Source organism: Acinetobacter septicus, assembly GCF_019355975.1.
Classification (GTDB): Bacteria; Pseudomonadota; Gammaproteobacteria; order Pseudomonadales; family Moraxellaceae; genus Acinetobacter; species Acinetobacter ursingii.
On the sequence record NZ_CP079899.1, the window covers coordinates 1 to 24841 of the forward strand.

Sequence of the window (24841 nt, forward strand, 5' to 3'; positions counted from 1 at the left end):
GTTTCATGACAGAATCAGTTGTACCAAATAATAGCGCTTCAGAGAACGCACAAATACCAGGTACGATCGGAACATCAGCCGTTGCAGAACACAAGGGCGATAGTTTTAACGGCACAAGCATCATCACGATTGGTCGAGTTGACTTAAGTAGTTCTATTGAGCCTCTATTTGTACCAGTCTCAACATTGTGGTCCATCACACCGGGTAATTATCCTTTAAGCGCAGAAAATATTAAAAACTGCACGGCAGTACGATTTGAGGGTGAAGAACTACTTACCCAAAACTTCGCATTAGGCTCAATTGTGGTTTATAAAATCAATGGTGTTTTAGGGAACCATGTAATTGTGGTCAGTGAGGATCGAGACGGCGGTAACGATAACCGTGCGATTTACTGCAATAGCTTCAATACAACATGTAATATCTTATCTCAGTACGGTATTGCCTTCGCTGAGCTATATCGCCGCAAAGTATTAGAGCTTGATCAAGTCCTCTATACCAACCTCAATAGATCCCTTTTACAAACTCTCTATGCAGAAAATGAAACTGACGTTATTGATTTAGAGTGGAATACAAAGCACCACCCTACTCTATACGTTCATGCGTCAAACTTAGTTGCATCTGAAGAGCACGGTTTTGTGAAATATGATGGTCGTATGGCTGGTATTGGTACCTTTTCTACAAAATGTCTAACTGCAGACCGTAACGGCAACTTAATTAAACCAGAGCTAGCCTTCCTCAATAACATTATTGAAATTAATGTTACTGAAAAAGATGCGTTAGAGTTCTTGAATTGCTCTATTACGAATAACCGCTTCTTTTCGCGTATGGTTGATCAACTCAAAAGTGCTGGTCGTAAAGAATATGACTTCATCACGAACAACATTGATTTCTTCGCCGTACATGTGAAGCTTAACCTTGAAGAAGATCGTCCTAAAATTACGCGAATGGTTTTAGCACCAGATTTACCAATTCTGGAAAACTATTTGTATAAGCAATACGATCCAACCTACCTTGGTGAAGCCGTTGACGACTTAATTCAGTAATACAGATCTAAAAAAGCTAAAAGCCTACAATGTAGGCTTTTTTAATGCAAAAAGGAAAAGGCTTAATAATTACGGAATCCCAACCTGAATAACTGATATTTTTAGCGACCAAAGATCAAACTAAATAAGTACCCAACCCCTTCACCTTTCATACCATTAGCAATATGAAAAGCAATAGCTAAACAGATGATGACCGTTCCATAGAAAAATAGGTACGGTGCTAAAACACCTTTGAATTTCTTTTCCATTTGATCATGTAATGTGTATTTGATCGGAGCGGAACTTTGATTACGACTATTATCACTTGGAGTATCACGATCTTCTGACTGAATAAGATTGCGAACTCTAGGAGCAACACCCTGATCCCAAGAATATTCTTTAAGTTTTAACTTGTTTACTAGGTATACAATATCATCACTAGCAAGACTAATCCCCTTGGTATGGAGTCTAGACAAAGTATCCACTGAATTGGCAATATCGGTAACATAAAACCACTTTCTTACCGAATGAGACAAATCCATTTGCGTACTAGATAACTCATTCAGGATGATGCAACCACTAATAAAACCTAAGTTTTGGTCGGTAAACAATTCAGCACTTTTGAACCACTCTAAAACAGCAAATCTGTTCTTCCGAATCTGAACAAATGGATTAATCTGAGAGCCACCCTGAACCTCAAGCTCACCATTAATCTGCCATTCCCCATTTTCCGACCCAACCAGATTGCCTGAATAGTTTTTTAGGTCAATAACAACGATTGCTTCCTTGGTGAAAGCAATAACATCAATTTCCTGACCTGACCACATTGTGTTATAGAACAAATAAATCCAATCTTCACTATTACCCCAATGAAGCTTCAATTGGGTTAATAAGTCTTCAAACATTTTTTGTTCATTTTTCAGGTGGCTAACATCACCATAATACGCATGAATAGTCATTATTAATCCTCATCCGTATAAAACAAAACTTCACCGCATTTAGCACAAGAGTTGCGAATTTTGTAAGTATTGTTTTTTAAGGCATATCTGCGAATTGATGTACTTTCGCAAAAACAACATTTCACGATATTTGTAGTCACAACACATTGAGGGTATTCAGTCTTATACCATTCAAGTGTTTGCGTGTTACGAACAAAGCGCTGTCTCTGCCACCCAATTTTCCCAATTGTTCCGTGGTAATGGAAATACAATCCTGCTAGAGAGAAACCACCACCCCAAACCAAAAAGAACAAACCAGAATTACCACCCATCAACACGTAGTTATAAATTAGCGCTGTGAAACCCACCGTCATAAAAAGACCAGTGAATATACTTGAAAAAATCACCTTTTCATTCCACCTAAAGTTTAAAAAATACTGCTTTCAATTAATTTCTAATAACAAATTCGAAATAATCACATCAACCCAATGCTTCTAATTTTCGAGCAATATATTGGTTGATTAAAAGTCAAGTTCCGAAATTTATGGTTTGAGCAATTTCATGATCCAACTATTGCTGATGCTGTAATGGACCCCCAAATGTCAGTTCCAATTTACTAAGCGACAGTTTTATAAAATATCAATAAAATACATTCAATATTCTAAAGAACTGTGCGACAAATTTACTAATCAATGTTGCGATAAGACCAAAAAATTACACTTAACTATGCGACAAAAATAGCAACAGCTAATGTGCAAACAAACACTAGCGTATATTTTGTCGATGTATAAAACCATGAGTAAATAAGCTCATTTTTCTCAGGTTTATTGTTTAAGAGCTTTGCTAAACCGAGCAATACACAAATCAAAGTGGTAGCAATAGTTGCAAACCACAGACCTACCTTAAACCCATAAAACAACATTGATAAATTTGTAATTTCAGCATTTGAGTGAACATAAGTCATAAGAAAACTAAAAAAGAATAATCCAATTACAAATTTCCAAATGAAGATATGGACATTTGTTTTTTTCATCTAAATTCCCTTGAGCAAGCCTTATCGCATGGTTGTTTGGAATGTCGCATAGTTAATTAGAACTCACACCAAAATAATGAATAAAACACCCAATACCATGAGGAAACATAAAAAGGCGAATACATATAGGAACAGGTAAAAAATAACTTTAAAAAAATAATATAGTTTGTTCCTAAATATTCCTTACCTGTTTAGTGATTAAGGCGCTTTAAAATTCAATTGGATTTTATAAGTGTTCAAGACATCTGCTATAACAGTACCTTCAGGGATCTCAATCTTATCCCCTACTTTGTATGTGTTCACAAATTGCCAAAACACCGCTTTTTCTTGTGGATCTAAACGAGAAAGGATGTATAGATAAGCAGATTCAAGCTGTTGTTGGCTTGCATAGCTATCTACTGATACTACTGGCGTAGTTGCGAAGTTATAGTTCAATTCATCAAGAAGAGCTTCATATACAGTCGTACTTGCATACTTGCTGTATTTACCCTTGTTTTCAGGAACCGTATAGCCGTGGTTGTAATTGATCATACGAGCAACGTAACTGGCCAATAGTTCCGAGTTTTTAGGGTTTTGCTGTAAATAGTCTTCCAGCTTGGATTTATCAGCTTCGTGCGCCGTTAAAACCACTTCCCCGTTATTAATAACATTCAAGTTAAGTTTAATGCTCTTAATTTTACGAGGCGGTTGTTCAAATTCCGCACCATTAAAGCGATGTTTAACATTGATATAGTATTGTTCAATTGCATTCGCTTTAACTAAGGGAATTGGTGAAGATGATACAATTGGAGTTTGTGAGACTTTAACGGTTGTGTTGTTGGCATAGAGGTGTGCTGATAGCGAGATTGTACCAATCAGTAAAGCTAAAGTACGTTTATTAAATACCATTTTAAACTTTTCCAGTGAAATAGTCGGTGTTATTTGTGAGAACCAGTTTTACTTTTAAAACTACTTCTAAGCTGTCTTTACAAGATTATACTATTTTTAACATTGCATCACTAATAGTCCTTAAACATTTTTAGTTAATTCGTATCAATCACCGTTAAAACTATCTAATATGTTTAAGAAGTTTAAGCACCCTTTAAAATTTGTTGTGTATTAGGTTTATGGAAACGATTTTAAATTCCTTTTTGTTAAAGTCCATAATTTATTCATTATTGTTTTATATAGTGTATAAGTTTGTTTTTGCTTTATGTGGCGTATTTCGCAAACCTAAAACTAAAGCCAAAAAGAATTCAAAAAAAGGCTATCGTAAGCCTCAAAAGAATCAGGAGCTTGTATCTAAAAAAGTCCTTACAAAAGACGAGATTATAATGCTTGATGCACTAGAACAGGTCATTCCATCACGCAACATTTTGGTGCAAGTAAGCATGAGTGCTTTTATGACCACGCAAAACATAAGTACCCGAAATCAGTTTTCTAGGCTTTACGTGGACTATTTGATTGTTGATGAAGACTACAATCCTATATTATCTATTGAGCTTGATGGGCATTATCACAAATATACCCAGGATAAAGATAAAAGGCGTGACGAGCTTTTGAAGAGTGCTGGCATTCCTGTCATTAGGTTTAAGGAAATTCCCGACATAAAAGTTATAAGAAAAACCATTTCAAGGTATATTTAGGTATAAATACGATTAACTCTAATTGATTTTAATAATGTAAATGTGTAAAAATGGTTTTGTCGTAAGAGATATTTTGAATTAATTTTCAAATATATTTCTAAAGGTTTAATCATGAACAACTTAACTCGCAATACTGGAACTAATGACATGTTAAATGTATCAAAACCAGAAAATGTTGCTCAAATGTCACCTGTTGAACTTCAGAATTATATTGAAGAACTTCAACAACAACTAGTCGTTAAAGAAAATAAAGCTTTTCACGATGCTGTTAGTGCCATTAATGCAATCATTTCAGAAAAAATTACTGCCGATGGTGTTGTGGACATCCATACACTTAGCGAATATCTAAAAAACAACCACATTGATACCACAAAAGTTGAGCCTGTAAGACGTCAAAAACGTAAGCTTACGCATGAATGGGTTCACCGTGAAAACAACAGCTTACGTTGGGCTGGTCGCGGTCAAGTAATTAAATGGTTACGTGAAGAAATGATTGAAAAGGGTTTTGATCCTTCAGATAAAGAAGCTGTACGTAGTTATTGCGAACAAAATCTAGACCTTAAAGAGATTTAATCTTTAAAACTAGTGAAACCACCGTAAAAGGTGGTTTTTTTTTGCCATTATATAGTGTCGTTAAGCGATACCCTATTCTATTAGCTTTCAGCCGATAACAAGAAAATTTGCAATTGGTATATACTTAAACCGTTTTTATAAAGGTCACGTTATACAACGGACTAGTTTTAGTTAAATTTTGGTATATACATTATAAGTATATGTGACTATACCTTTGCTTATGTTTCGCTGGAGGCGATTAAATGTCATTCAAAACTCTATTATTAACTGGCTTATTATCTGTAGGTTTGGTTTTAGTTGGTTGTAGTAAAAAAGAAGAATCAACATCTCAATCAAAACCTATTCAACCAGATGAACAAATTGACAAAGTAGATCCATCTGCAGACCTACAAGCAGCGCGTGAAGCTTATGTCGATAATGAAAAACCTTCAAAAGTTGAGGGCCACGATTTTGATGCACATCAAAAAACTGCAGAACAAAATCCACCAAAAGAGGACGAGCAAAATGATATGTCTTCTATGCTGAACGCTGCAGCTGCAGATGCTCAAAAACAAGCAGATCAAAACAAATAACAGCACATAAGCTTGGTACATCTTTAAAGGGGATTCGTTATCCCCTTTTTTAATGCGCCTTTAAAATACTTTTTAAATTCCCTTATTAAAACTTAACTAAAACAGTGATTCATTTTAACTAAAAAAACTTTATACCCCACGACTTAGTTATAATTAACCAGTTAAAACGTAATTAGATAAATGCGTTAAGGAGTATTAAAAATGGCATATGAATATAACTCGCAAGATAAGCGGTTTGAATTCCCTAATCCCTACCGAATAGAAAACATTTTTAAAGTGATCGGTGCCATCGTTTTTATGCTGGCTGGCCTAAGCTTAATTTTCAGTGCAAAAGGTCTATTCAGTAACGGTGTATTTGTTGCACTACCACCGCTTATAGTTGGTCTAGCAATGTTCAGTTATGGCGCTCTACTGCTGACCACAGGCTTATCAAACCTAAAGTTCTACTTTGGTCGTGATCAACCAGCCGGACTTGCACAGGAGTTATCCATTCAAGAAACTGGTGCTTATCCTGGTGCAACCGATATTAAAGAGATCCTACGCCAAAGCGCTTTGATTTATGAAGAACCAAAAGGCTCAGTGAACGGGATTCTATATTCACTGTTCCCTAATCTTATTTTTTCGCCATTATTCATCCGTAACGCTGCAGAAGCTCAATTTCAAAATGCGATTGTTTTTCTGATTACCTTAGTGAGTGCTCTAATCGCGTATGTGGGTGCATCACCCAATACAGGTGCTTGGCTTGGGATTGTTTACAACGCCATTATTTTGATTGTTTTATTGCGTCCTATGGCTAATCCGAACTCAGGTGCACAAGAAATTGGTTTATCTAAAGTCATTGGTTTGGTTTTAGTCGCCATTCTTGGACCTGTATTGGTTCCTATCCTTACCCAACATGCAGTTGCACCTATTTGGTTGCCAAGCATGGATAAAGCAATTTTTACGTTAATTGCAGCGCTGATTGCGATTGCGATATTCTTCTTGGCCGTGATTGCTCAAATGGTAAAACAGCCACCACAAGCCAGTGCTGGAGTCGTTCAGGATAGTTTGAGTATGAATTGCCAACCAATGCAATTGTTTGATGAACTTGAACGCCATCTACAAAAGAATTGGGAAAGTGCTATTCCTAACAGAATCTATTCACGCCAGTTGCCAGTTATCAACTCTCGCAGTAAAAACGGTGCTTTTGAGGGTGAGATCTTAGAAGAAACTCAACCAGTGCCAATCAATACCCTTCGTGATATGACATTGAGCTCATGCTTCAAAGAAGAAAAGTATCGCTGGTTAGCCATCCTCAATAGTTTTGGATTGTTAAGTTTTATTGCTTCAGTCGTATTAATGACTATTTTTGCCAAAGGTCTATATAACGGAAGCTATCTGGATTTTAGCGACTTCACTTATGGTTTCTTTGGTGTATCGATGTGGATCTTAGGGAAGTTTTGTTTTGAGCACGGTAATTACCTATGGAGCCGTTTTGACTTTGTATCAAAACTAATATGGGTTGAGGCTAAAGGTAGCTATCAATTGTCTCAAATGAACTTTGGCCGTTACCTTGACGACAGCGTGAAATCACAAAAAGAAGTCATCAATGTTGAAACCATGACGTTACGTGTCTGGTACGCTGAAATTAGCACAACGACCTTCGGTAAATATCAAAACCGTGCGATCTTGAGCATGACTGCTTGTACTGATGATGCTGTTGTACTGAAAGAGCATTTAGCCGACTTTGCCAAAAGCCAAAGCATTGTGGTTGCCCCAACGTCTGAAGTAGATATTAACCGCATGTCATCTATGAACCAGATGAATAGCGCAATCAATAAAAGCTCACCAAGAACACATGGTACACATCTTGGATTGATGAATAACCCTGAAACACACAGTCAGGATCTATCAGATCAAGTACCCGTGATCATCAAACCGAAAAAGAATATGTTTTGTGTGAAATGTGGTGAACCACTTCAGGACAATATGCTGTTTTGCCCTCAGTGTGGTACCAAAATAGAAAGTTAATCGTTAAAGAAAATAAAGGAATGGATTACGAATGTGGTCCATTTTTTTTTGACATCAAAAAAATAATTAGAGTTCTAAAATTAAGAGTTTAATTGAGCGTTGACATATTCTTCGACAGAAAATCCCTTTACGCCAGTTTCTATAAGTGCATGCACAAAGTCTGAGAACGTCACTGGAATGTACCCTACTTTGAATAGTGCCTCATTCAACTCTTTGAACTTCAGAAAAACTTCTTCTTTATGTTTTTTCTTCAGCTTAAACGTGGACGGCAAATCTGCCACTTGCAGATCTTGAATTTTGATTGGGTTGTTCATAGCGTACCCGGTTGCTTAAAAGTTGCGAATTTAAACTATTGTAATGTGAAAATTAAAAAATGCAGAATAAATCTGCATTTTATTGTTTCATTTTTTTAAGATCTATTTGATAAACAGATGCTTAAATTAGTATTCTCAACCAAAAGCCAATTAATAGCGGATTAACCAAAATCAATCCGTTTCTTATTAGTATGTTTAATGTGTTGCTACTGGCGTACCAAATGCATCAGGATGTTGTGGTTGTTCACCACCACTTTGTTGAGCTTGACCAGGTTGACCAGCTGGAGCAGTTGTCTTACGTGCAGCTAAGTCCTTCATGATGTCTTGACAAGACATGCCCCCTGTTTCGTATAAGTTGTACGCAACAGGATCTTTTTTAGGATCTGGCGGTACACACTCCAATTCAGGTTCACTAGCAGTTGCAGAATCGGCATTCATTTTGTCCAGTTCGGTAGTAATCAATGTCAGATCGATGTCACTTGGCGTAATTGGACGACTGCTGATCTGCAAGCGATAAGTCATAGACGGCGTTAGTAGCGCATATAGTTCGCGGATCTGATTGGCCATAAGCGCAGGATTTTTCATTACGATTTTTTGGCATAAGAAAAGGTGCACGTTGTTCGGGCTACAAACACTTCCTTTACGCTGACTTGATTGTGGGTTTTGGGCATCCACTTTCAAGGGGTAGACTTCAATGTAAACTTCATACGGCGTATCTGGCTGAAATTGGAAGTTCTGCAAACTAGCAACGACAGTTGAATACGGTTCTGACGTATCTTGTGCATGACAGAATACTTGTGGTGCGTTACAGTCAAAGTTACGACTAATACGGTCGATAATTTCATTGCGCTGAGCAGCCAATTTCATACTTTCTTCTTTTACTCGTCTTGCAACTTCACTCTGCAGTCGAGCTTCAAGTTCAACATCGCTTTGTTGTGGACGTTCAACTTCGATGTTTTGATTGCCAAAAATAACCACAGCAAATAACAAAAAGAAAAGAACAACACCGCCAATCAAGATTAGCTTTTTATGCTTAGCAACAAAGTTTTCATCAATGTTTACTTTTTTGCCCTTCTTTGCTGTCTTGGCTGGCTGTTCAGGCTCACTTACATGTTCATCATCGGGTTGGATTTTGATCGCTTCTTCAGCTTCCTTCCCGATGTTGTCCATATCATCTGGTTCGTGATTACTCATTTATTCACCTATTCAATTATTTACTTGATTTAGCTTTTGTAGAGGTCGATTTAGACTTGGCTTTCTTTTTGCCACGTTGAACTGGCTCACCGTTGTTGTCGTATCCACTTGCACCACAGCTAAAGCAATCCCATTTATACTTACGTTCACCACGTAAATTAAATGCAGACTGAATCATGGTCTGGCCACACTCAAAACACTTGGCTTCGTTGCCAGTGCGAGATTTTGTAAGTTGGGTATCTGGTGATCCATCTGGCAATATGTCGAAATAACGTTTACATGATGCAGCTTCACAACTGTATCGCTCTTCGTAAACACCAGGTTCTTTGCGGTACTTGGTATGTACAAGAGGCTTTTTACAGATACATGGATACTCTGTTTTGGTCACTTGGAATCTTGGCTCGTAGTTAGGACTACCATCAGGGAACACCTCTAATGGACCCGACTTACATTTTTTGCCTTTCAGGTTTGGATTGGATTTTTCACAAGAAAAGAAGTGATACGGCTTACCTGAAGAAGTTGAAATACCTTTTAACTCACGCAACCAACCGCCACACCCTTCAAGCTGACATTTGTATGTATGGTTACGGCGATATTCGTCAAAATCAGGAACCAAGTTACCGCTTTCGTCATTTGTAGAACGGTATGTTTCTTTACAGGTGCCATCTACGAACGCACGTTGAGAGCACTCAAAAAATACAGATTTATCAGTTGTAACCTGAGTCAGTGATTTGCCACATAAACATAAATGAGCAGTTGGCTCACGTACAGTTGGCTTACCCGGTTCATCTTTACCATCAACATTTCTGTTTGGCGCTGAACTTTTGCATGAATTACATGACCAGTAGACCGATGTTGTTTTGTCGCGATTGGTACCGATTTTCGGCAACATGCGTCCGTCATCACAGTTTTTACATTTGTAGACAGGGAATGAATCAAGCCAATGTTTTGAGAACTGTCCTAATTCACTTTCAATCCCTAAATGGAACTTTTGGAGTTCTTGTTTGTAATCGGCATCACCAGTAGCGATTAGATCCAGTGTTTCTTCAATTTCTTTGGTGTAAAGCGGATCTGCAAAACTAAACTTACCTCTAATGTTTTGAATCAACTTCAATCCATGCGGTGTAACTTCAATTTTCTTTTTAACAAGCTTGATATAGCCGTGCTTGATTAACCGTTCAAAGATTGATTGGTAAGTACTAGGACGACCAATTCCTTTTTTCTCAAGTAATTTGACCAATGATGGTACGGTGTAGCGTGAACGTGGTTTGGTTTTGGTCGCGATAACTTTACCAGCAATAACATTGTGGTTTTGACCGACTTCAATATCTATAGGTAGCGTATGTTCAGGTTCTTTTTCTGAATCTTCTTCACCGTCCACGTATTCAAGTGCATTTTCATCAATACTGTAGGTCTTTAATAAGCCCAACCAGCCATCTTCTTTTAAGATACGGCTAGAAGCTTTGAATTCAGCATCTTTAGTAATGCTTTCACCATCTACATTGAGAGTGACATCTTTATAGACACCTATAACGGATTTAACTTCGTATTCAGCTGGAGCCATTTGCGATGCAACAGTACGCAACCAGATTAGACGGTATAGATCCTTTTGAACTTGGTCCTCACCAGCTTCAAAGGTAAAGAAGTCACTAGGACGAATACATTCATGTGCTTCTTGAGCACCATCGCGAGATTTGGCTTTATTGCCGATAATCGCAATGCCCTCTCTCTCACCAAAAGCTTCTAGAGCTTGCATCCCCTCAGGCGAAATTACAGCAGCATCAGTACGATGGTAAGTGATATAACCACCTTCATATAACTTTTGCGCTGCTTCCATAGTTTGTTTTAGATCCAAACCAAGACGCGCTGCAGCTGCAGCTTGCAGATCAACAGTAATAAACGGCGCTGGAGCACTACGGAAAGATGGCTTAGTTTCAACACTGGTAATGGTTAAGTCTTTTTTATCAATTACGTTTTGTAGACGGGTAATTGAAGCTTTATCTAACCACTGGTTATTGTGCACATCCTTCATTTCAGGATTAAGCCACTTAGAAAAATCCCATTTCGCAGCCCAACCTTGTTTTAGAGTTACTTCAAGATTGTAATGTTCATGTGATTTGAAGTTTTTCAGTAGATCTTCTAAATCACCAAGCACAACGAGTACGGCAGATTGAACACGGCCAACAGGAAATTTGCCTTTTAAAATATTTGAAATTGGCTCATACAAGTAAAAACCAATCATACGGTCAAGGAAACGGCGTGTTTCTTGAGATGCCACCATACCTTGATCCAGCTCTTCACCATTTTGAAGTGCATTAGCGATCGTACTTTTATCAATAGCGTTATATTTGACGCGAATATACTGATCGTCAGATAAGTTCAGGATACGTTTTAAGTGATATGCAATGGCTTCACCTTCACGGTCCAAGTCAGTTGCGAGGAAAACCGTATCTGCATTTTTAGCAGCCTGTCTTAATTCTTGAACAACGCGTGTTTTATTTTGAGATATTTCGTATTTAGGAACAAAGGCTGGATATGAAAAACCGATCTCATGATTAGGTAAATCACATACATGGCCAACTGAAGCGCGTACAACGAATTCGTGCGGATACAGGTCATCCAAGATATGTTGAATTTTTTCGACCTTTCCGGGTGACTCTACTATGAACAAACTACTCATTAAAATTCATCCAATTTTTAACTTTCTTTAGTAATAATTACTGAAGTTAATCTAGTAATGGTTTTAGTATATACAATTTTAAAATGTTTAAATAGGTTTAAGGGTTGATAAACAAACACTTTTAAGGGCTTATTTCTTAATCTTTAGTTGGATGAACATTTCAAGTGGTTAAATTACTTCCTGTTTTCAATATTCTACGCGCAAAAAGACAACAATATTTATCTAAAATTATGGGAAAAAACGGCTTAATTGTTTGAAAATGCAATGTTTAACCATCACAAATTAAAATTCCAAAAATATTATTTAACGAATTAATGTTGTACTATAAAGGTATCGTTTGTTTTAAGCTAAAACCATGATTAAAAAACTTATAGTTTTAAGCACCTCATTGTTAATCATCGGGTGTTCGTCTACGCCACAAGAAAAACGCTTAGATCAATATCTTGAAGATACGAAAACCGATGCAAAGGAACGTAGTATTGACTGGTATTACAAACATGATTACGAGCGTAGTAATGTTTTAAATATTTGTTATTCCATTTATATAGATTCTGCTAAGAAAGCTGGTTATTACAGCGATGATGTTAGTGATGGCCGAGAAAAGTATTTAGACGATAGCGTACAAAAAGAATTGTACGCCTCAAATGACGAATGCAATAAGGCATATAAGGCTCAGGATATTCTAGATAACTTTGTTGCAAGCAATAGCCTTCCACAAGTGACAATAACAAAAATAAAGTGTATCAAATAGGTATAAAACTCAATTTTTACAAAATTAATGGAGATTTTATGCCAGTACTATTAGAGACTGAATCAGGATTTACATTGTTTGGAGAGACTGGTTTGGAAATTAGAAAATCAGTTAGGATTATTCCTAAAAATTACAGAAGTGTTACAGGCATTATTGCGTCAAAAAAATCCTCAGATGAAGCACGTTATGAATCTTCATTGGAGCGTGATCTACTAACCTCACTAGAATTTAATGCACAAGTGAAATCATATACAGTTCAACCAATTATGCTTGAATGGATAGATGATAGTGGTCAAAAAAGAACTTATACTCCAGATGTTTTTATTGAATATAAAGGAGCAGCTGAAAAACCAAAATTAGTGGAAGTAAAATATAGGGAAGATCTTAAAAAGAATTGGGCTGAGCTCAAACCAAAATTAAAACAAGCAAAAAAATTTGCTAAAGAGCAAGGTTGGATTTTCAAAATTTTAACAGAGAATGAAATTCGTAATGACTTTAATGAAAACGCACGTTTTTTATTAGGATACCGCTATCCAATTCCAGAGATTGAGTTAATTACGACCTTAGATGATGAATTACAAAAGTTAAAATACACTACCCCGAAACAATTATTGGCAACTATTTCACAAGATCAATGGGAACAGGCACAATATCAGAGGTGGTCCCACATGTTTGAACAACTAAAAGCTTATTTATAAGTGATACTCTGCTCTAGTTAAGCTACCTTATTTTGTTGTGGTAGCTGGTCATAGTAAAACTCATCTGGAGTCATTTTGTCCAGACTCGAATGAGGTCGTTTCAAATTATAAAATTCAAAATATGCGTTTAATTGCTTCTTCGCATCCAAAACATTGCTGTAGGCTTTGAGATACACCTCTTCATATTTAACGCTCCGCCATAATCGTTCAACCATCACATTATCAACCCATCGACCTTTACCATCCATGCTGATTTGGATGTCATTTGATTTCAATACATCAATAAATGCATCACTGGTAAACTGACTGCCTTGGTCTGTATTAAATATTTCAGGTCGACCATATTTTTCAATAGCTTCATTTAATGTTTCTATGCAAAATGTAACCTCCATACTAATCGATACTCTATGCGCAAGTACCTTGCGGCTATGCCAATCAATCACAGCACATAAATAAACAAAGCCTTTTGCCATAGGGATATACGTTATATCCGTAGACCACACTTGATTACTGCGCTGAATAGCCAATCCTTTGAGCAGATATGGATATTTGCGGTGAGCTTGATTAGCCTGGCTTAAATTTGGTTTGCAATATAACGCATTAATGCCCATTTTCTTCATTAAAGTACGTGTATGACGTCGTCCTATATGATGTCCTTGACGATTCAACAAATCACGCATCATACGGCTACCTGCAAAAGGGTATTGCATATGTAACTCATCCATACACCGCATCAGCTTCAGATCTGATGCACTCACAGGTTTTGGGCGATAGTAATAACAACCACGGGAGACTTTCAGCAGCTGAGCTTGCTTAGATACTGAAATCTGAAGTGAGTCATCGATTAACTTTTGTGGTTGAAGCGGCCCAGTTTCTTCAACACACCTTCTAAAAAATCAATTTCTAATGCCTGCTCACCGATTTTTGCATGTAGTTTTTTTAGATCGATGGGTGGTTCTGTTGGAGCTTTTGATTGATCGAAAGCTTGCGAGGAAGCTGAAATCAGTTGATTTTTCCAGTCGATAATTTGGTTTTGATGAACATCAAATTCAGCACTCAATTCAGCAAGTGTTTTTTCTGCTTTAATCGCAGCAAGTGCTACCTTAGCTTTAAAATCATTTGAATGATTTCTTCTTGGTCTACGTGCCATAAAATACTCCATATATTGATGTTTATAACATCATTTGGGGAGCAAAATATCACTTATAAGTGTTGTTCAAATTTCCTGATCCACCTCTCCCCAAGCGAGTTTATCAACATCTTTATCGGCTAAATATGCACGTTTTTCATTTAAAAACCCTTGTAATAAGCCTGTGATATCACCTTTTTTATAAGTATATTTTGTAGTTAACGCTGGAAGTTCAGAAGATCTAGAACTTACATACTCTAAAGCAGTTTTAAGATTATGATGTTTATCTAATTCAAAATTGTATCTAACCTGAGGCAACCGAACCCACGATGTTCCTAAAAGAGCCGTGTAATCTACGCTTTCAGTAGCAGTTTCTAAGTTACCCATTAAGGAAACTGTTTGTCCTAATAACCAATTATCATAATCAATATACGCATGACGTATTCTTAGTTTCCCGTCTCCAGAACTCCCATCCCAAAAATCAACTTCCAACTTAGCATTCAAATTTTTATTATCAATGTGTTTTTTTAAATCAACACCTAATCTAGATGCAGTTAAATTAAATTCAGAACGATTCCCATTTGTACCATCTAAAGGTACTGAATTAAGTTTCCCAAATGTCCCTCCATTTGAAGCGTCGAAATCAATTGCACCATCTAACCGTAATTGTCCATAAAATTTCAGATCATGTCCTGAAACTTGTAATTTCGGCATATCCTGTTTTTGTTGATCTTCTTGTACTAACTGCTGTTGAGTTATAAAATTTTGCTGAACTTTACGATCATCTTCCATTTGTTGCTTTAATAACAAAATCTGATTTTCCAGTTCTACAATCTTCGTTTCAACCTGATTAGCATAGGCTGGGGATACCATAATCCCCAAAAGACAAACAACGAGTTTTTTATTCATTACATATCCCTTAATGTTTTCTATCCATTTTTATGTCTTGCATAGACAAACATAAGATCAGATAAATACCGGTCGACTGTCTAATATTGTTTAGATATCATCTAAATATTAATTTAGTATTTGTTTTTTTAATATGTCAGTATATTTTAATGGATTTAATCAAAATCTCACCTAAGAGGTAATCTAGCAACATCTAATGATTGAATGCTAATGTATTTTAAAAGATGAAATAATCCAGCTTAATAGTCCACATGCTGTGAAAAGGCAGACTCCACTATTAAGAAGAATTGAATATATTGATCGGCAGAGTGGCAATCATTTACGTTTCTGAGCAATAACTTGCTTTTAGGTTTGATGTCGTAACTCAACTGATGGCTCTAGTCCTCCTATTTTTCAAGTCAATTTCTTATCCGTGATTCGGGTTAAGTTATAGAAATTACTAGATGTTTCTTTAATTCTGTTCTTTTCTATTCATTCGACACATAAGATCACGAATTACGTAAACCCTATATAAATTTATTTTTTAAACACTCGGATGTCTTATTTCATACATTAATTTACAGCGATTTCTTGGCGCATAAGGCTATAATAAAAGTGTTTTTTATTTTTGGCAGCCTTGATACGAGTCTGTTTAATGTTGAACTAGAGAGAGGAAATCCGCATGCGTGCTCTTACCTATCATGGTGCTCGGGATGTACGAGTTGAATCCGTTCCAGATCCAGTGATTCAGGAACCAGATGACGTCATTTTAAGGGTGACAGCGACTGCCATCTGTGGCTCAGATCTGCACCTATACCGGGGTAAAATTCCGGCCACTGAAGATGGCGATATTTTCGGCCATGAATTTATGGGAATTGTAGAAGAAGTCGGCCCTGAAGTCACCGAAGTCAAAAAAGGCGACCGGGTCATTATTCCTTTCGTGATTGCATGTGGTCACTGTTTTTTCTGTGAACATGAACTCATGGCTTCCTGTGAAAATACCAATACCGGCCGTGGTGCAATTCTCAATAAAAAACAGATTCCACCAGGGGCAGCTTTATTTGGCTTTAGCCATCTATATGGTGGTATACCGGGTGGTCAAGCTGAATATGTGCGGATCCCCAAGGGCAATGTCGGACCATTTAAAGTGCCAGGCTCCCTGCCTGATGAAAAAGTATTATTCCTGACCGATATTCTACCAACCGCCTGGCAAGCAGTGAACAATGCCCAAGTTGGTCGAGGTTCCAGTGTGGCGATTTATGGTGCTGGCCCAGTTGGTCTGCTGGCTGCTGCCTGTGCGCGGATGCTCGGTGCCGAGCAGATTTTTATGGTCGATCACCATCCTTATCGTCTGAGTTTCGCACATCAAACCTATGGGGTGATTCCGGTCAATTTTGATGAAGTCGATGCCGCTGAATTTATCATTCAAAATACCACGGGTTATCGTGGAGTCGATGCCGTCATTGATGCGGTCGGTTTTGAAGCCAAAGGCAGCATGCTGGAAACCGTAATGACTAACCTGAAATTAGAAGGTTCGAGTGGTTCAGCGTTAAGACAATGTATTGCAGCGGTCCGCCGCGGCGGTGTGGTGAGTGTACCTGGAATTTATGCCGGTCCAATTCACGGCTTCCTGTTTGGTGATGCCTTTGACAAAGGTTTAACCTTTAAAATGGGACAAACTCATGTGCATAATTACTTGCCGCAGTTGCTAGAACATATTGAAAATGGAGATCTGTCTCCAGATCTGATTATTACCCATCGCATGAAACTGGAAGATGCTGCGGAAGGTTACCGTATTTTTGATAAAAAAGAAGAAGACTGTCGTAAAGTGATTCTGACGCCATAAATATGATTAAAGGAAAGCGCCATCAGGCGCTTTTTTATTTTTTATCATCATTTTATCAATCCTCTTTTTCTTGTTTTTAAGGGCTTTGTTGCACAAAGATTTGAAATGCAAAGCGCCCCTAATTGAGCCAAATTTAAGGCGTAACTTGGGTAAGTGGTCGACCTAATTCCGTAAATCTGTTAAGGACTGCTACACGTGCATGGATCTCATTCACTTGGCTATCAAAACTCCTTGCACTGAGTTTATCTCCTAATAATTTAATGCAGTGCATCTTAGTTTCAACCAAACTTCGCCGATGATAGCCTGACCATTTTTTCCATAGTGTCCTGCCTAAACGTTTAACTGTTCGAAGTAATTCATTTCGCTCTAGCGAGCTACTCTTTGTATCTTTCCATGGTTTCGCATTTTTTCTAGGTGGAATCACCGTATGCGCTTGCCGATCTGCAATGACCTGACGGCATTGCTTGGTGTCATAAGCTCCATCGGTATAAACAGAGTCAATCTGCTCATCTTGTGGAATCTGATTAAGTAAATCACCAAGCACCTGTGAATCACTGACATTATTGGTTGTAAGCTGAACTGCTCGTATTTGCAGGGTTTTGGCATCTATACCAATATGTAGTTTACGCCATTGGCGACGATATTCAGGTCCATGTTTCTTGCGTTTCCATTTGCCCTCACCTAGAAACTTCATGCCTGTAGAGTCCATGAGTAGATGCAGCCCATCGCTACTTTTTTGGTAGCTGATTACAATATCAATATGCTTTTGTCTTCTACACAGTGTGGAGTACGAATATCACTGATATTCGGGGCTGCTCAGCCGCAAAGTTTAATCAGACTTTGCACAAAGCCAGTGACCATATGTAAAGATAGACGGAATAAGGATTTAATCATTAAGCAGCATTGGATAGCTGCGTCGGAGTAGGTTTGATTTCGCCCTTGTTTGCCTTTTGATGGCGCATACCATTGCGTAGCAGGATCAAACCAAATGGCAATATTTCCGCGACTCATGAGTGCTCGGTTATATGCGGGCCAATTGGTTGTGCGGTAGATTTTGTGTGTAGGCTTCTTCATTTGAAAATTATATCGCTGAAAAACCCTTTACAGATAGGTTTGTGCAACAAAGCCCTTAGTTGAAAAAAATTTTAGATTTCATGCTCACACACCACCTAAAACAAAAAAATATCTGATTGATTTTACAGGATTTTAATTTAAGTCTTTATTCTACTCACTCGCAATATCAACGTTTAGTATCACGACTCACTAACTCATTAACTAAATATGGAGCAGTACGGCTATCTTGATTTTCTGTTATTTGTTTTGGTGTTCCTGCCACAACAATATTCCCACCAGCATTTCCAGCACCTGGTCCCACATCAATCACCCAATCTGCTTGTGCAACGGCACGCATATCATGCTCAATCATAACCACGGTATTACCCGCATCGACTAATCGCTGCAATTGAACTAACAATCGATCTACATCTGATGGATGCAAACCTGTAGTTGGCTCATCAAGTATATACAGTGTATTTCCACGCTGATTGCGTTGCAGCTCGGTCGCCAATTTAATACGTTGCGCTTCTCCACCAGATAGTTCAGTCGCTGGTTGCCCTAAACGTAAATAACCAAGGCCAATTTCCTTTAATAATTGTAGTGAACGAGCAATCGAGACCTCTCCATCAAAAAAATCACGTGCTTCATTGACGGTCATTCCTAATACTTCAGCAATATTACGTCCATTCCAGCGAATTTTCAGAGTGTCATCATTATATCGAGCACCATGACATGTCGGACAAGGGGCATATACACTTGGCATAAACAATAATTCTACACTGACAAAGCCTTCACCTTCACAAGTTTCACATCGCCCTTTAGCCACATTAAACGAAAAACGTCCAGCATCATAATGAGCTTGGCGAGCTTCAGGAGTCCCAGCAAATAACTTTCTAACATGATCAAATAAACCCGTATAAGTTGCCAGATTAGAACGTGGAGTACGGCCAATTGGTTTTTGATCAACCTGTACCAGACGCTGTATAGCCTCCACATCACCAGCCAGAGAACCCTGTGTAACCTCGGTAACCAACATTCCTTCATTTAAAGGATTATTTTCATTATTGTTTTCAGTTTCAGATTCATTGCCTAAATATGAAAGTACTAACTCGGGTAAAGCTTGAGAAACGAGACTAGATTTACCTGAACCTGAAATACCTGTAACTGCTGTAAGTACACCAAGAGGTATACGAGCATCAACATTATGCAGGTTATGTCGGTAAATATTGTTAAGTTCAAGCCAACCAGAGGGTGTACGTCCATAACTTTGAGTAACTGGGATTTTATTAAATAAATAACTTGCAGTACGTGAAGCTGAAATCTCACTTAAACCCTGAGGTACTCCACTATATAAAATATTACCACCTTGCTCTCCTGCATCTGGTCCAACATCCACTAACCATTGAGCACGACGCATGAGCTCTAAATCATGCTCTACAACAAATACGGAGTTTCCAGCGTCTCTTAATTTATCGAGAGAATCATATAATGACTGACTATCTGAAGGATGTAATCCAGCAGACGGTTCATCCAGTACATAAACTACACCAAATAGCATAGAACTTAATTGTGTTGCTAAACGCAAACGTTGTAACTCTCCCGCTGAAAGAGTCGGTGTGGCTCTATCTAATGTTAGATAACCAAGACCTAACTGGCGTAATTGATTTAAACGCCCCACCACACCATTTGCTAAACGCTGGGCAGCAATTTTCTTTTCATCTGAAAGTGCTGACGTACGTCTTACATCTGGAGATACAGAATGCACAGCTCTACCTGTTGTTGCTCGTTCAGATCTATCAAGTTGGGTTACTTTATTATTAGTCTTTTCTCCAGCATCATGAGCGTCGAAATTGCCAAGAACAATGGGCTCAAGCAGGCAAGTTAACTTATCCAAAGAAAGTTGCATAAACTCACCAATATCTACTCCAGCAAAGGTAATAGATAAGGCTTCTGGTTTAAGGCGTTTACCATGACAGGAAGGGCATATTTTTCCTTCCATAAAACGTGAAACACGTTTTTTCATCAACGTACTTTGGGTATTAGCAAAAGTATGAAGGACATAGCGACGAGCACCAGTGAAAGTGCCCATATAGCTGGATTCTAGTTTACGTTTAAGTGCAGATTGAGTCTCAGCGGGGCTTAAACCAGCATAGACAGGAACTGTTGGGGTTTCTTCAGTAAATAAAATCCAGTCTCTATCCGATTGCGGTAAATCTTTCCATGGTCGATCAACATCATACCCTAGGGTTACTAGGATATCGCGTAAGTTTTGCCCGTGCCAAGCAGGTGGCCATGATGCGATAGCTCTCTCACGAATACTGAGTGTTGGGTCAGGAACCATTGTCGATTCTGTAACTTCATAAATGTGACCTAAACCATGACAGGTAGGACAAGCACCTTGAGGAGTGTTCGGTGAAAAGTCCTCGGCATATAACATTGGCTGATCGGCAGGATATGCACCCGCACGCGAATAAATCATTCGCACGAGACTTGATAAAGTTGTTACACTTCCAACAGAAGAACGGGTATTACTTGCACCACGTTGTTGTTGCAATGCTACTGCTGGTGGTAGACCATCAATAGCATCAACATCTGGTACTCCTGCCTGATCTATTAAGCGTCTTGCATAAGGTGCAACAGATTCGAAATATCTTCTTTGTGCTTCAGCAAAAATAGTCCCAAAAGCAAGTGATGATTTTCCCGAACCCGATACACCTGAGAAAACAACAAGTGCATTTCTTGGGATAGAAACATCTACATCCTTAAGGTTATGCTCACGCGCACCTCGAACTTCAATACAATTATTAGATAAAGTAATGTTATTGGGTTCACCAAAAGAATGTGTTTTCATGTTTCTACCCTCTATCGCTTAAAAAGTCGTAAGCTAATAATTATTAAAATATTTTCTATTAATTCCTAAAATTAAAGTTAGCTTAATTCTTAGGAATAGATTTACTAATATCTTCTTTTCTTACATTTGTGATAAGTCTTGAACCACGATAACCCACACTATGATTCCACAACCAACTTAAGGCAACGTTTAAACGACTTTGCACACCAATCAAAAAGTAAATATGTATAAGTTTCCAAAACCACCAAGCGAGTACTCCTTGTAGTTGAAATTTACCCATATCAACAACTGCGCGACTACGTCCAATTGTTGCTAGATTACCTTGATGATGATATTTAAATGGCTCTTTTATATCTTTGCCTTTTAATCGATTATCAATGGTTTTCGCAACATATTTTCCTTGTTGTTTGGCGGCTGGTGCTATACCTGGTACTAACTTACCATCTTCCATAGTAACTGCCGCGGTATCACCAATGACGAAAATTTCAGGATGCCCTGTCACAGTTAGATTTGAATCAACCAACACACGCCCTGCACGATCAGATTCAACATTTAACCAACGAGCTGCTGGAGATGCTTGTACGCCAGCAGCCCAAATAATTGTTTTTGCAGGTAGCTGTTTTCCATCATAAACAACACCATCTTCTGAACAACTTGTCACTGGTGTTCCAAGTACAACCTCAACACCAAGTTGTTCAAGTGCCTGACGGGTATAGCTAGACAACTTTTCAGGGAAAACTGATAATAAACGTGGACCGGCTTCAATCAATACCACTCGAGATTCACGAGGATCTATCAAACGAAAATCTCGAGATAACGTATCTTTTGCCAGTTCTGCAATAGTTCCTGATAGCTCAACTCCCGTCGGACCACCTCCAATGATCACAAATGTTTGTAAAGCCTTTCTTAAGATTGGATCTTTGGTACGTTCAGCTTCTTCAAAGGCAGCCAGAATTCGTTCTCGAATATTTGTTGCATCCCCCAAGGTTTTTAAACCTGGTGCAAATCGCTCCCATTCATCATGACCAAAATAAGCATGAGTAGCACCTGTCGCAATAACTAAAGTGTCATAATGCAACTTTTCGCCATCATCAAGAACAACTAGTCGGCTACCCACTTCAATGCCCTGCACCTCTCCCATTAAGGTACGGACTTCAGGACGGTTTCGAAAAATATATCGAATAGGCCAAGCGATTTCAGATGTTGATAAAGATGAGCCTGCGACTTGATACAATAATGGTTGAAATAGATGGTGATTTCTTCTGTCGATAATAGTTATATCGACATTGACACCAGCGAGACTATTTGCAGCCTCTATCCCTCCAAAACCAGCTCCAATAATAACAACACGATGACGTCCTGTAGACTTTACCATGAGTTTATCTCCCTATTTCCTAGCACTTAAGAGCTAAAGCATGATGCACAATATGTGCACGAATAAAGCTCGCAATGAAGTAATAACTATGGTCGTAACCTTCTCTTAGGTTTAAAACTAAAGGGTGATCCATTTCAGTACATACTTTTCGTAGTCTTTCTGGTTGAAGTTGGCTATCAAGAAATTCATCCCCTAAGCCTTGATCAACTAATAATGGAATTTTATGAATTGAATTCTTAACTAATTCAACAGTATCGTATTGTTTCCATGATTCCTGATCAGCTCCTAAATAAGCATTGAAAGCTTTTTGTCCCCAAGGAACTATGGATGGATTAACAATAGGCGAAAAAGCTGATACGCTCAGATATAATTCGGGATTACGTAAGGCAATCGTTAATGCCCCATGTCCTCCCATTGAATGACCACTAATACCGCGTTTTTGTGACGCAGGGAAATGAGCCTCAATTAGCGCTGGAAGTTCATGCACAATATAATCATACATTTGAAAATGTGCAGCCCAAGGATCTTGAGTGGCATTCAGATAAAATCCAGCACCTTGACCGAGATCATATGCAGGATCGTCAGCTACATTTTCTCCACGAGGGCTAGTATCTGGTGCAACAATAATAATTCCATGTTCAGCCGCATATTGTTGCGCTGCAGACTTCGTAATAAAATTTTGTTCTGTGCAGGTAAGACCACTGAGCCAGTACAGTACTGGTAATTTATCTTGATGCACCTGAGGAGGCAGATAAATAGCAAATTTCATCATGCATCCGAGTACTTCAGATTTATGTTGATAAACGTCTTGCCAACCACCAAACATTGCATGATGTTCAACACGATCCATATCGTTTTCCTTATTACAAAAAAGTTGTGATCTCCCTTTATTTTTAGAGAGGTCTTGTTTGTCGTTAAAATGATTATTTTTCTGGTATTACATCACTATGCTTTTGTCTAATCTTTCGCATTGTCCACCAAATAGAAAACATCACTAACGGTACTAATATCGCAATTGTGAATTCAGGCGCTGCTATATCATGAACTGAAGGTATACCTTTCACTAAATATGCAAGTAAACTAACAACATAATAAGAAATCGCAGCAACGGATAAACCTTCTACCGTTTGTTGAAGGTGTAATTGTTGTCTAGCACGATTATTCATTGATGTGAGCAAATCTCGATTTTGACGCTCTAACTCAACATCGATCCATGAACGCAAAAGAGAAATAGCACGTGTTAATTTTTCAGAAAGAGTAGCTTGGCGTTCTTTAACAGATTGACATGTCCTCATCGCTGGAGCGATACGACGCTCAAGAAAGTCGTGCCATGTGCAATATCCAGATATAGACTTTTCTGAAAGTCTATTCAAACGTTCTTCAACGAGTTCATAATAAGCACGACTGGCGCCAAATCGGTAAAGATTCGCTGCCACATTGGCTTCTAGTTCAGTTGCAAGCGTCGTAAGTTCAAATAGCAGTACATCATTATCACGTCTTAATTCTGTTCCTTTATTCATTTCATCAGTGATCGCGGCAAGCCGTAGCTCCATCTGACGTAGTTCAAAGGTCATTGTTCGAATTAATGGCAAAGCAAGTAATGCCAATGTTCGATATGTTTCAATCTCTAATAAACTTTGAGCAAGTGCGCCTGCACGAGCCTCTGTCAAACCACGATCAAGAATAAGAATCCGGGTCAGACCGTCATTATCTTGTCTGAAATCAGTCAAAATAGCTGCTGTTTCATTTTCTACTAGTGAATAGCACAAACTGACTGTATCAAAACGATTTACCAATTTTTCAGATTCAGTAGCCCATGGCAATACTTGCAAGCAGATACCTGAGATAATTTCACCTGGTGGAACAAAGCCATTTTTAAATGGATCTTCACCTTTAGGCAATCCCGTTGGTACATCTAGTTCTGCACACCAAAGATATGTGGAAAATTCTGTGTGTTTTTCACAATGCAAATTTCCTTCATCCCAAGTCAAACCATGAAGTGGTGATTCTTCTTTTTGAGTTTTTTTCAAGCCAAAGCGATCTGATAGTTCATCCAGCGCAATTTGGTCCTTGCTTGGATCTCCCTCTGTCAAGAAAGCTAACTGCAATAAGTTTCGTGGAGCTTGTATTAATAAAGGTGGACGGGCATGTACCTCTCCCACAGCCCTCACTCGATCTGCATGTGCTGGCATACCATATACAAATGCAGTCGAGGAAGTTTGTGGGGTCGTTTTGATAGCGGGTTCTTCTTTCATCACGACCTCAGTTTTTCAAGTTTAATAAAGA

Annotated in this window: 21 protein-coding genes and 2 pseudogenes; 9 read left to right on the plus strand and 14 right to left on the minus strand. The window is 38.2% G+C overall.

Annotated elements, in window-relative coordinates:
• Nucleotides 1-5 precede the first annotated feature (5 nt).
• Nucleotides 6-1043 carry a hypothetical protein gene (locus I6L31_RS16465; RefSeq protein WP_005006219.1) on the plus strand — a complete coding sequence of 346 codons (1038 nt, stop codon included), beginning with the start codon at nucleotides 6-8 and terminating at the stop codon, nucleotides 1041-1043.
• A gap of 101 nt (nucleotides 1044-1144) precedes the next feature.
• Here the strand turns inward: I6L31_RS16465 and I6L31_RS16470 are convergent, their stop codons facing one another.
• The 4 genes from I6L31_RS16470 to I6L31_RS16485 form a co-directional block, all read right to left on the minus strand.
• The gene (locus I6L31_RS16470; RefSeq protein WP_005006218.1) at nucleotides 1145-1981 is read right to left on the minus strand and encodes a nuclease-related domain-containing protein; all 837 of its coding nucleotides are present in this window, start codon (nucleotides 1979-1981) and stop codon (nucleotides 1145-1147) included.
• 2 nt (nucleotides 1982-1983) lie between these two features.
• The gene (locus tag I6L31_RS16475; RefSeq protein WP_218646829.1) at nucleotides 1984-2334 is read right to left on the minus strand and encodes a hypothetical protein; all 351 of its coding nucleotides are present in this window, start codon (nucleotides 2332-2334) and stop codon (nucleotides 1984-1986) included.
• A gap of 350 nt (nucleotides 2335-2684) precedes the next feature.
• A complete protein-coding gene (locus I6L31_RS16480; RefSeq protein ID WP_000753507.1) occupies nucleotides 2685-2993 on the minus strand; it encodes a hypothetical protein in 309 nt (102 codons plus the stop codon).
• A gap of 198 nt (nucleotides 2994-3191) precedes the next feature.
• Nucleotides 3192-3881 (minus strand): hypothetical protein, encoded by a 690-nt coding sequence (locus I6L31_RS16485; protein WP_005006214.1) that lies wholly within the window; start codon nucleotides 3879-3881, stop codon nucleotides 3192-3194.
• A gap of 218 nt (nucleotides 3882-4099) precedes the next feature.
• On the opposite strand from I6L31_RS16485, the gene I6L31_RS16490 reads away from it, so the two are divergent.
• From I6L31_RS16490 to I6L31_RS16505, 4 genes are all read left to right on the plus strand, one after another.
• Nucleotides 4100-4618: a DUF2726 domain-containing protein gene (locus I6L31_RS16490; RefSeq protein ID WP_005006211.1), complete on the plus strand. Its 519-nt coding sequence runs from the start codon at nucleotides 4100-4102 to the stop codon at nucleotides 4616-4618.
• A 111-nt stretch (nucleotides 4619-4729) separates the two neighbouring features.
• Entirely contained in the window at nucleotides 4730-5191 is a 462-nt protein-coding gene (locus tag I6L31_RS16495; protein WP_005006210.1) for an H-NS histone family protein, read from the plus strand.
• Nucleotides 5192-5433: 242 nt separating this feature from the next.
• Nucleotides 5434-5763 carry a hypothetical protein gene (locus tag I6L31_RS16500; RefSeq protein ID WP_005006208.1) on the plus strand — a complete coding sequence of 110 codons (330 nt, stop codon included), beginning with the start codon at nucleotides 5434-5436 and terminating at the stop codon, nucleotides 5761-5763.
• 201 nt (nucleotides 5764-5964) lie between these two features.
• The gene (locus I6L31_RS16505; RefSeq protein WP_005006206.1) at nucleotides 5965-7773 is read left to right on the plus strand and encodes a zinc ribbon domain-containing protein; all 1809 of its coding nucleotides are present in this window, start codon (nucleotides 5965-5967) and stop codon (nucleotides 7771-7773) included.
• Between the two features lie 80 nt (nucleotides 7774-7853).
• Here the strand turns inward: I6L31_RS16505 and I6L31_RS16510 are convergent, their stop codons facing one another.
• The 3 genes from I6L31_RS16510 to I6L31_RS16520 form a co-directional block, all read right to left on the minus strand.
• Entirely contained in the window at nucleotides 7854-8087 is a 234-nt protein-coding gene (locus I6L31_RS16510) for a hypothetical protein (protein ID WP_005006205.1), read from the minus strand.
• 195 nt (nucleotides 8088-8282) lie between these two features.
• Complete coding sequence (locus I6L31_RS16515; RefSeq protein WP_005006204.1) at nucleotides 8283-9281, minus strand: hypothetical protein; 999 nt, start codon at nucleotides 9279-9281, stop codon at nucleotides 8283-8285.
• Nucleotides 9282-9297: 16 nt separating this feature from the next.
• On the minus strand, nucleotides 9298-11961 hold the full coding sequence (locus tag I6L31_RS16520) for a type IA DNA topoisomerase (protein ID WP_005006203.1): 2664 nt from the start codon (nucleotides 11959-11961) through the stop codon (nucleotides 9298-9300).
• 355 nt (nucleotides 11962-12316) lie between these two features.
• Between I6L31_RS16520 and I6L31_RS16525 the strand changes: the two genes are divergently transcribed.
• Nucleotides 12317-12712, plus strand: coding sequence for a hypothetical protein (locus I6L31_RS16525; protein ID WP_005006202.1), 396 nt, complete (start codon nucleotides 12317-12319; stop codon nucleotides 12710-12712).
• A gap of 38 nt (nucleotides 12713-12750) precedes the next feature.
• A complete protein-coding gene (locus I6L31_RS16530; protein ID WP_005006201.1) occupies nucleotides 12751-13410 on the plus strand; it encodes a TnsA endonuclease N-terminal domain-containing protein in 660 nt (219 codons plus the stop codon).
• Between the two features lie 17 nt (nucleotides 13411-13427).
• Here the strand turns inward: I6L31_RS16530 and I6L31_RS16535 are convergent.
• Nucleotides 13428-14572, minus strand: a protein-coding gene (locus tag I6L31_RS16535; RefSeq protein WP_085944219.1) for an IS3 family transposase whose coding sequence is annotated in 2 segments (ribosomal slippage) — nucleotides 13428-14308 and nucleotides 14308-14572 — 1146 coding nt in all. Because the reading frame shifts where the segments join, the coding sequence is not laid out codon by codon here.
• A 54-nt stretch (nucleotides 14573-14626) separates the two neighbouring features.
• Nucleotides 14627-15448: a DcaP family trimeric outer membrane transporter gene (locus tag I6L31_RS16540; RefSeq protein ID WP_005006200.1), complete on the minus strand. Its 822-nt coding sequence runs from the start codon at nucleotides 15446-15448 to the stop codon at nucleotides 14627-14629.
• 214 nt (nucleotides 15449-15662) lie between these two features.
• On the opposite strand from I6L31_RS16540, the pseudogene I6L31_RS18515 reads away from it, so the two are divergent.
• Nucleotides 15663-15776: pseudogene (locus I6L31_RS18515) on the plus strand (IS4 family transposase); the annotation flags it as partial.
• 333 nt (nucleotides 15777-16109) lie between these two features.
• Nucleotides 16110-17273: a zinc-dependent alcohol dehydrogenase gene (locus I6L31_RS16545; protein WP_005006199.1), complete on the plus strand. Its 1164-nt coding sequence runs from the start codon at nucleotides 16110-16112 to the stop codon at nucleotides 17271-17273.
• 133 nt (nucleotides 17274-17406) lie between these two features.
• Here the strand turns inward: I6L31_RS16545 and I6L31_RS16550 are convergent.
• The 5 genes and pseudogenes from I6L31_RS16550 to I6L31_RS16570 form a co-directional block, all read right to left on the minus strand.
• Nucleotides 17407-18347, minus strand: a pseudogene (locus I6L31_RS16550) (IS5 family transposase).
• A 166-nt stretch (nucleotides 18348-18513) separates the two neighbouring features.
• On the minus strand, nucleotides 18514-21180 hold the full coding sequence (locus I6L31_RS16555; RefSeq protein ID WP_005006193.1) for an excinuclease ABC subunit UvrA: 2667 nt from the start codon (nucleotides 21178-21180) through the stop codon (nucleotides 18514-18516).
• A gap of 82 nt (nucleotides 21181-21262) precedes the next feature.
• Entirely contained in the window at nucleotides 21263-22555 is a 1293-nt protein-coding gene (locus tag I6L31_RS16560) for an NAD(P)/FAD-dependent oxidoreductase (protein WP_005006190.1), read from the minus strand.
• 19 nt (nucleotides 22556-22574) lie between these two features.
• On the minus strand, nucleotides 22575-23405 hold the full coding sequence (fghA, locus tag I6L31_RS16565) for an S-formylglutathione hydrolase (RefSeq protein ID WP_000376303.1): 831 nt from the start codon (nucleotides 23403-23405) through the stop codon (nucleotides 22575-22577).
• A 73-nt stretch (nucleotides 23406-23478) separates the two neighbouring features.
• A complete protein-coding gene (locus I6L31_RS16570) occupies nucleotides 23479-24810 on the minus strand; it encodes a DUF3422 family protein (RefSeq protein WP_000657000.1) in 1332 nt (443 codons plus the stop codon).
• Nucleotides 24811-24841: the final 31 nt, after the last annotated feature.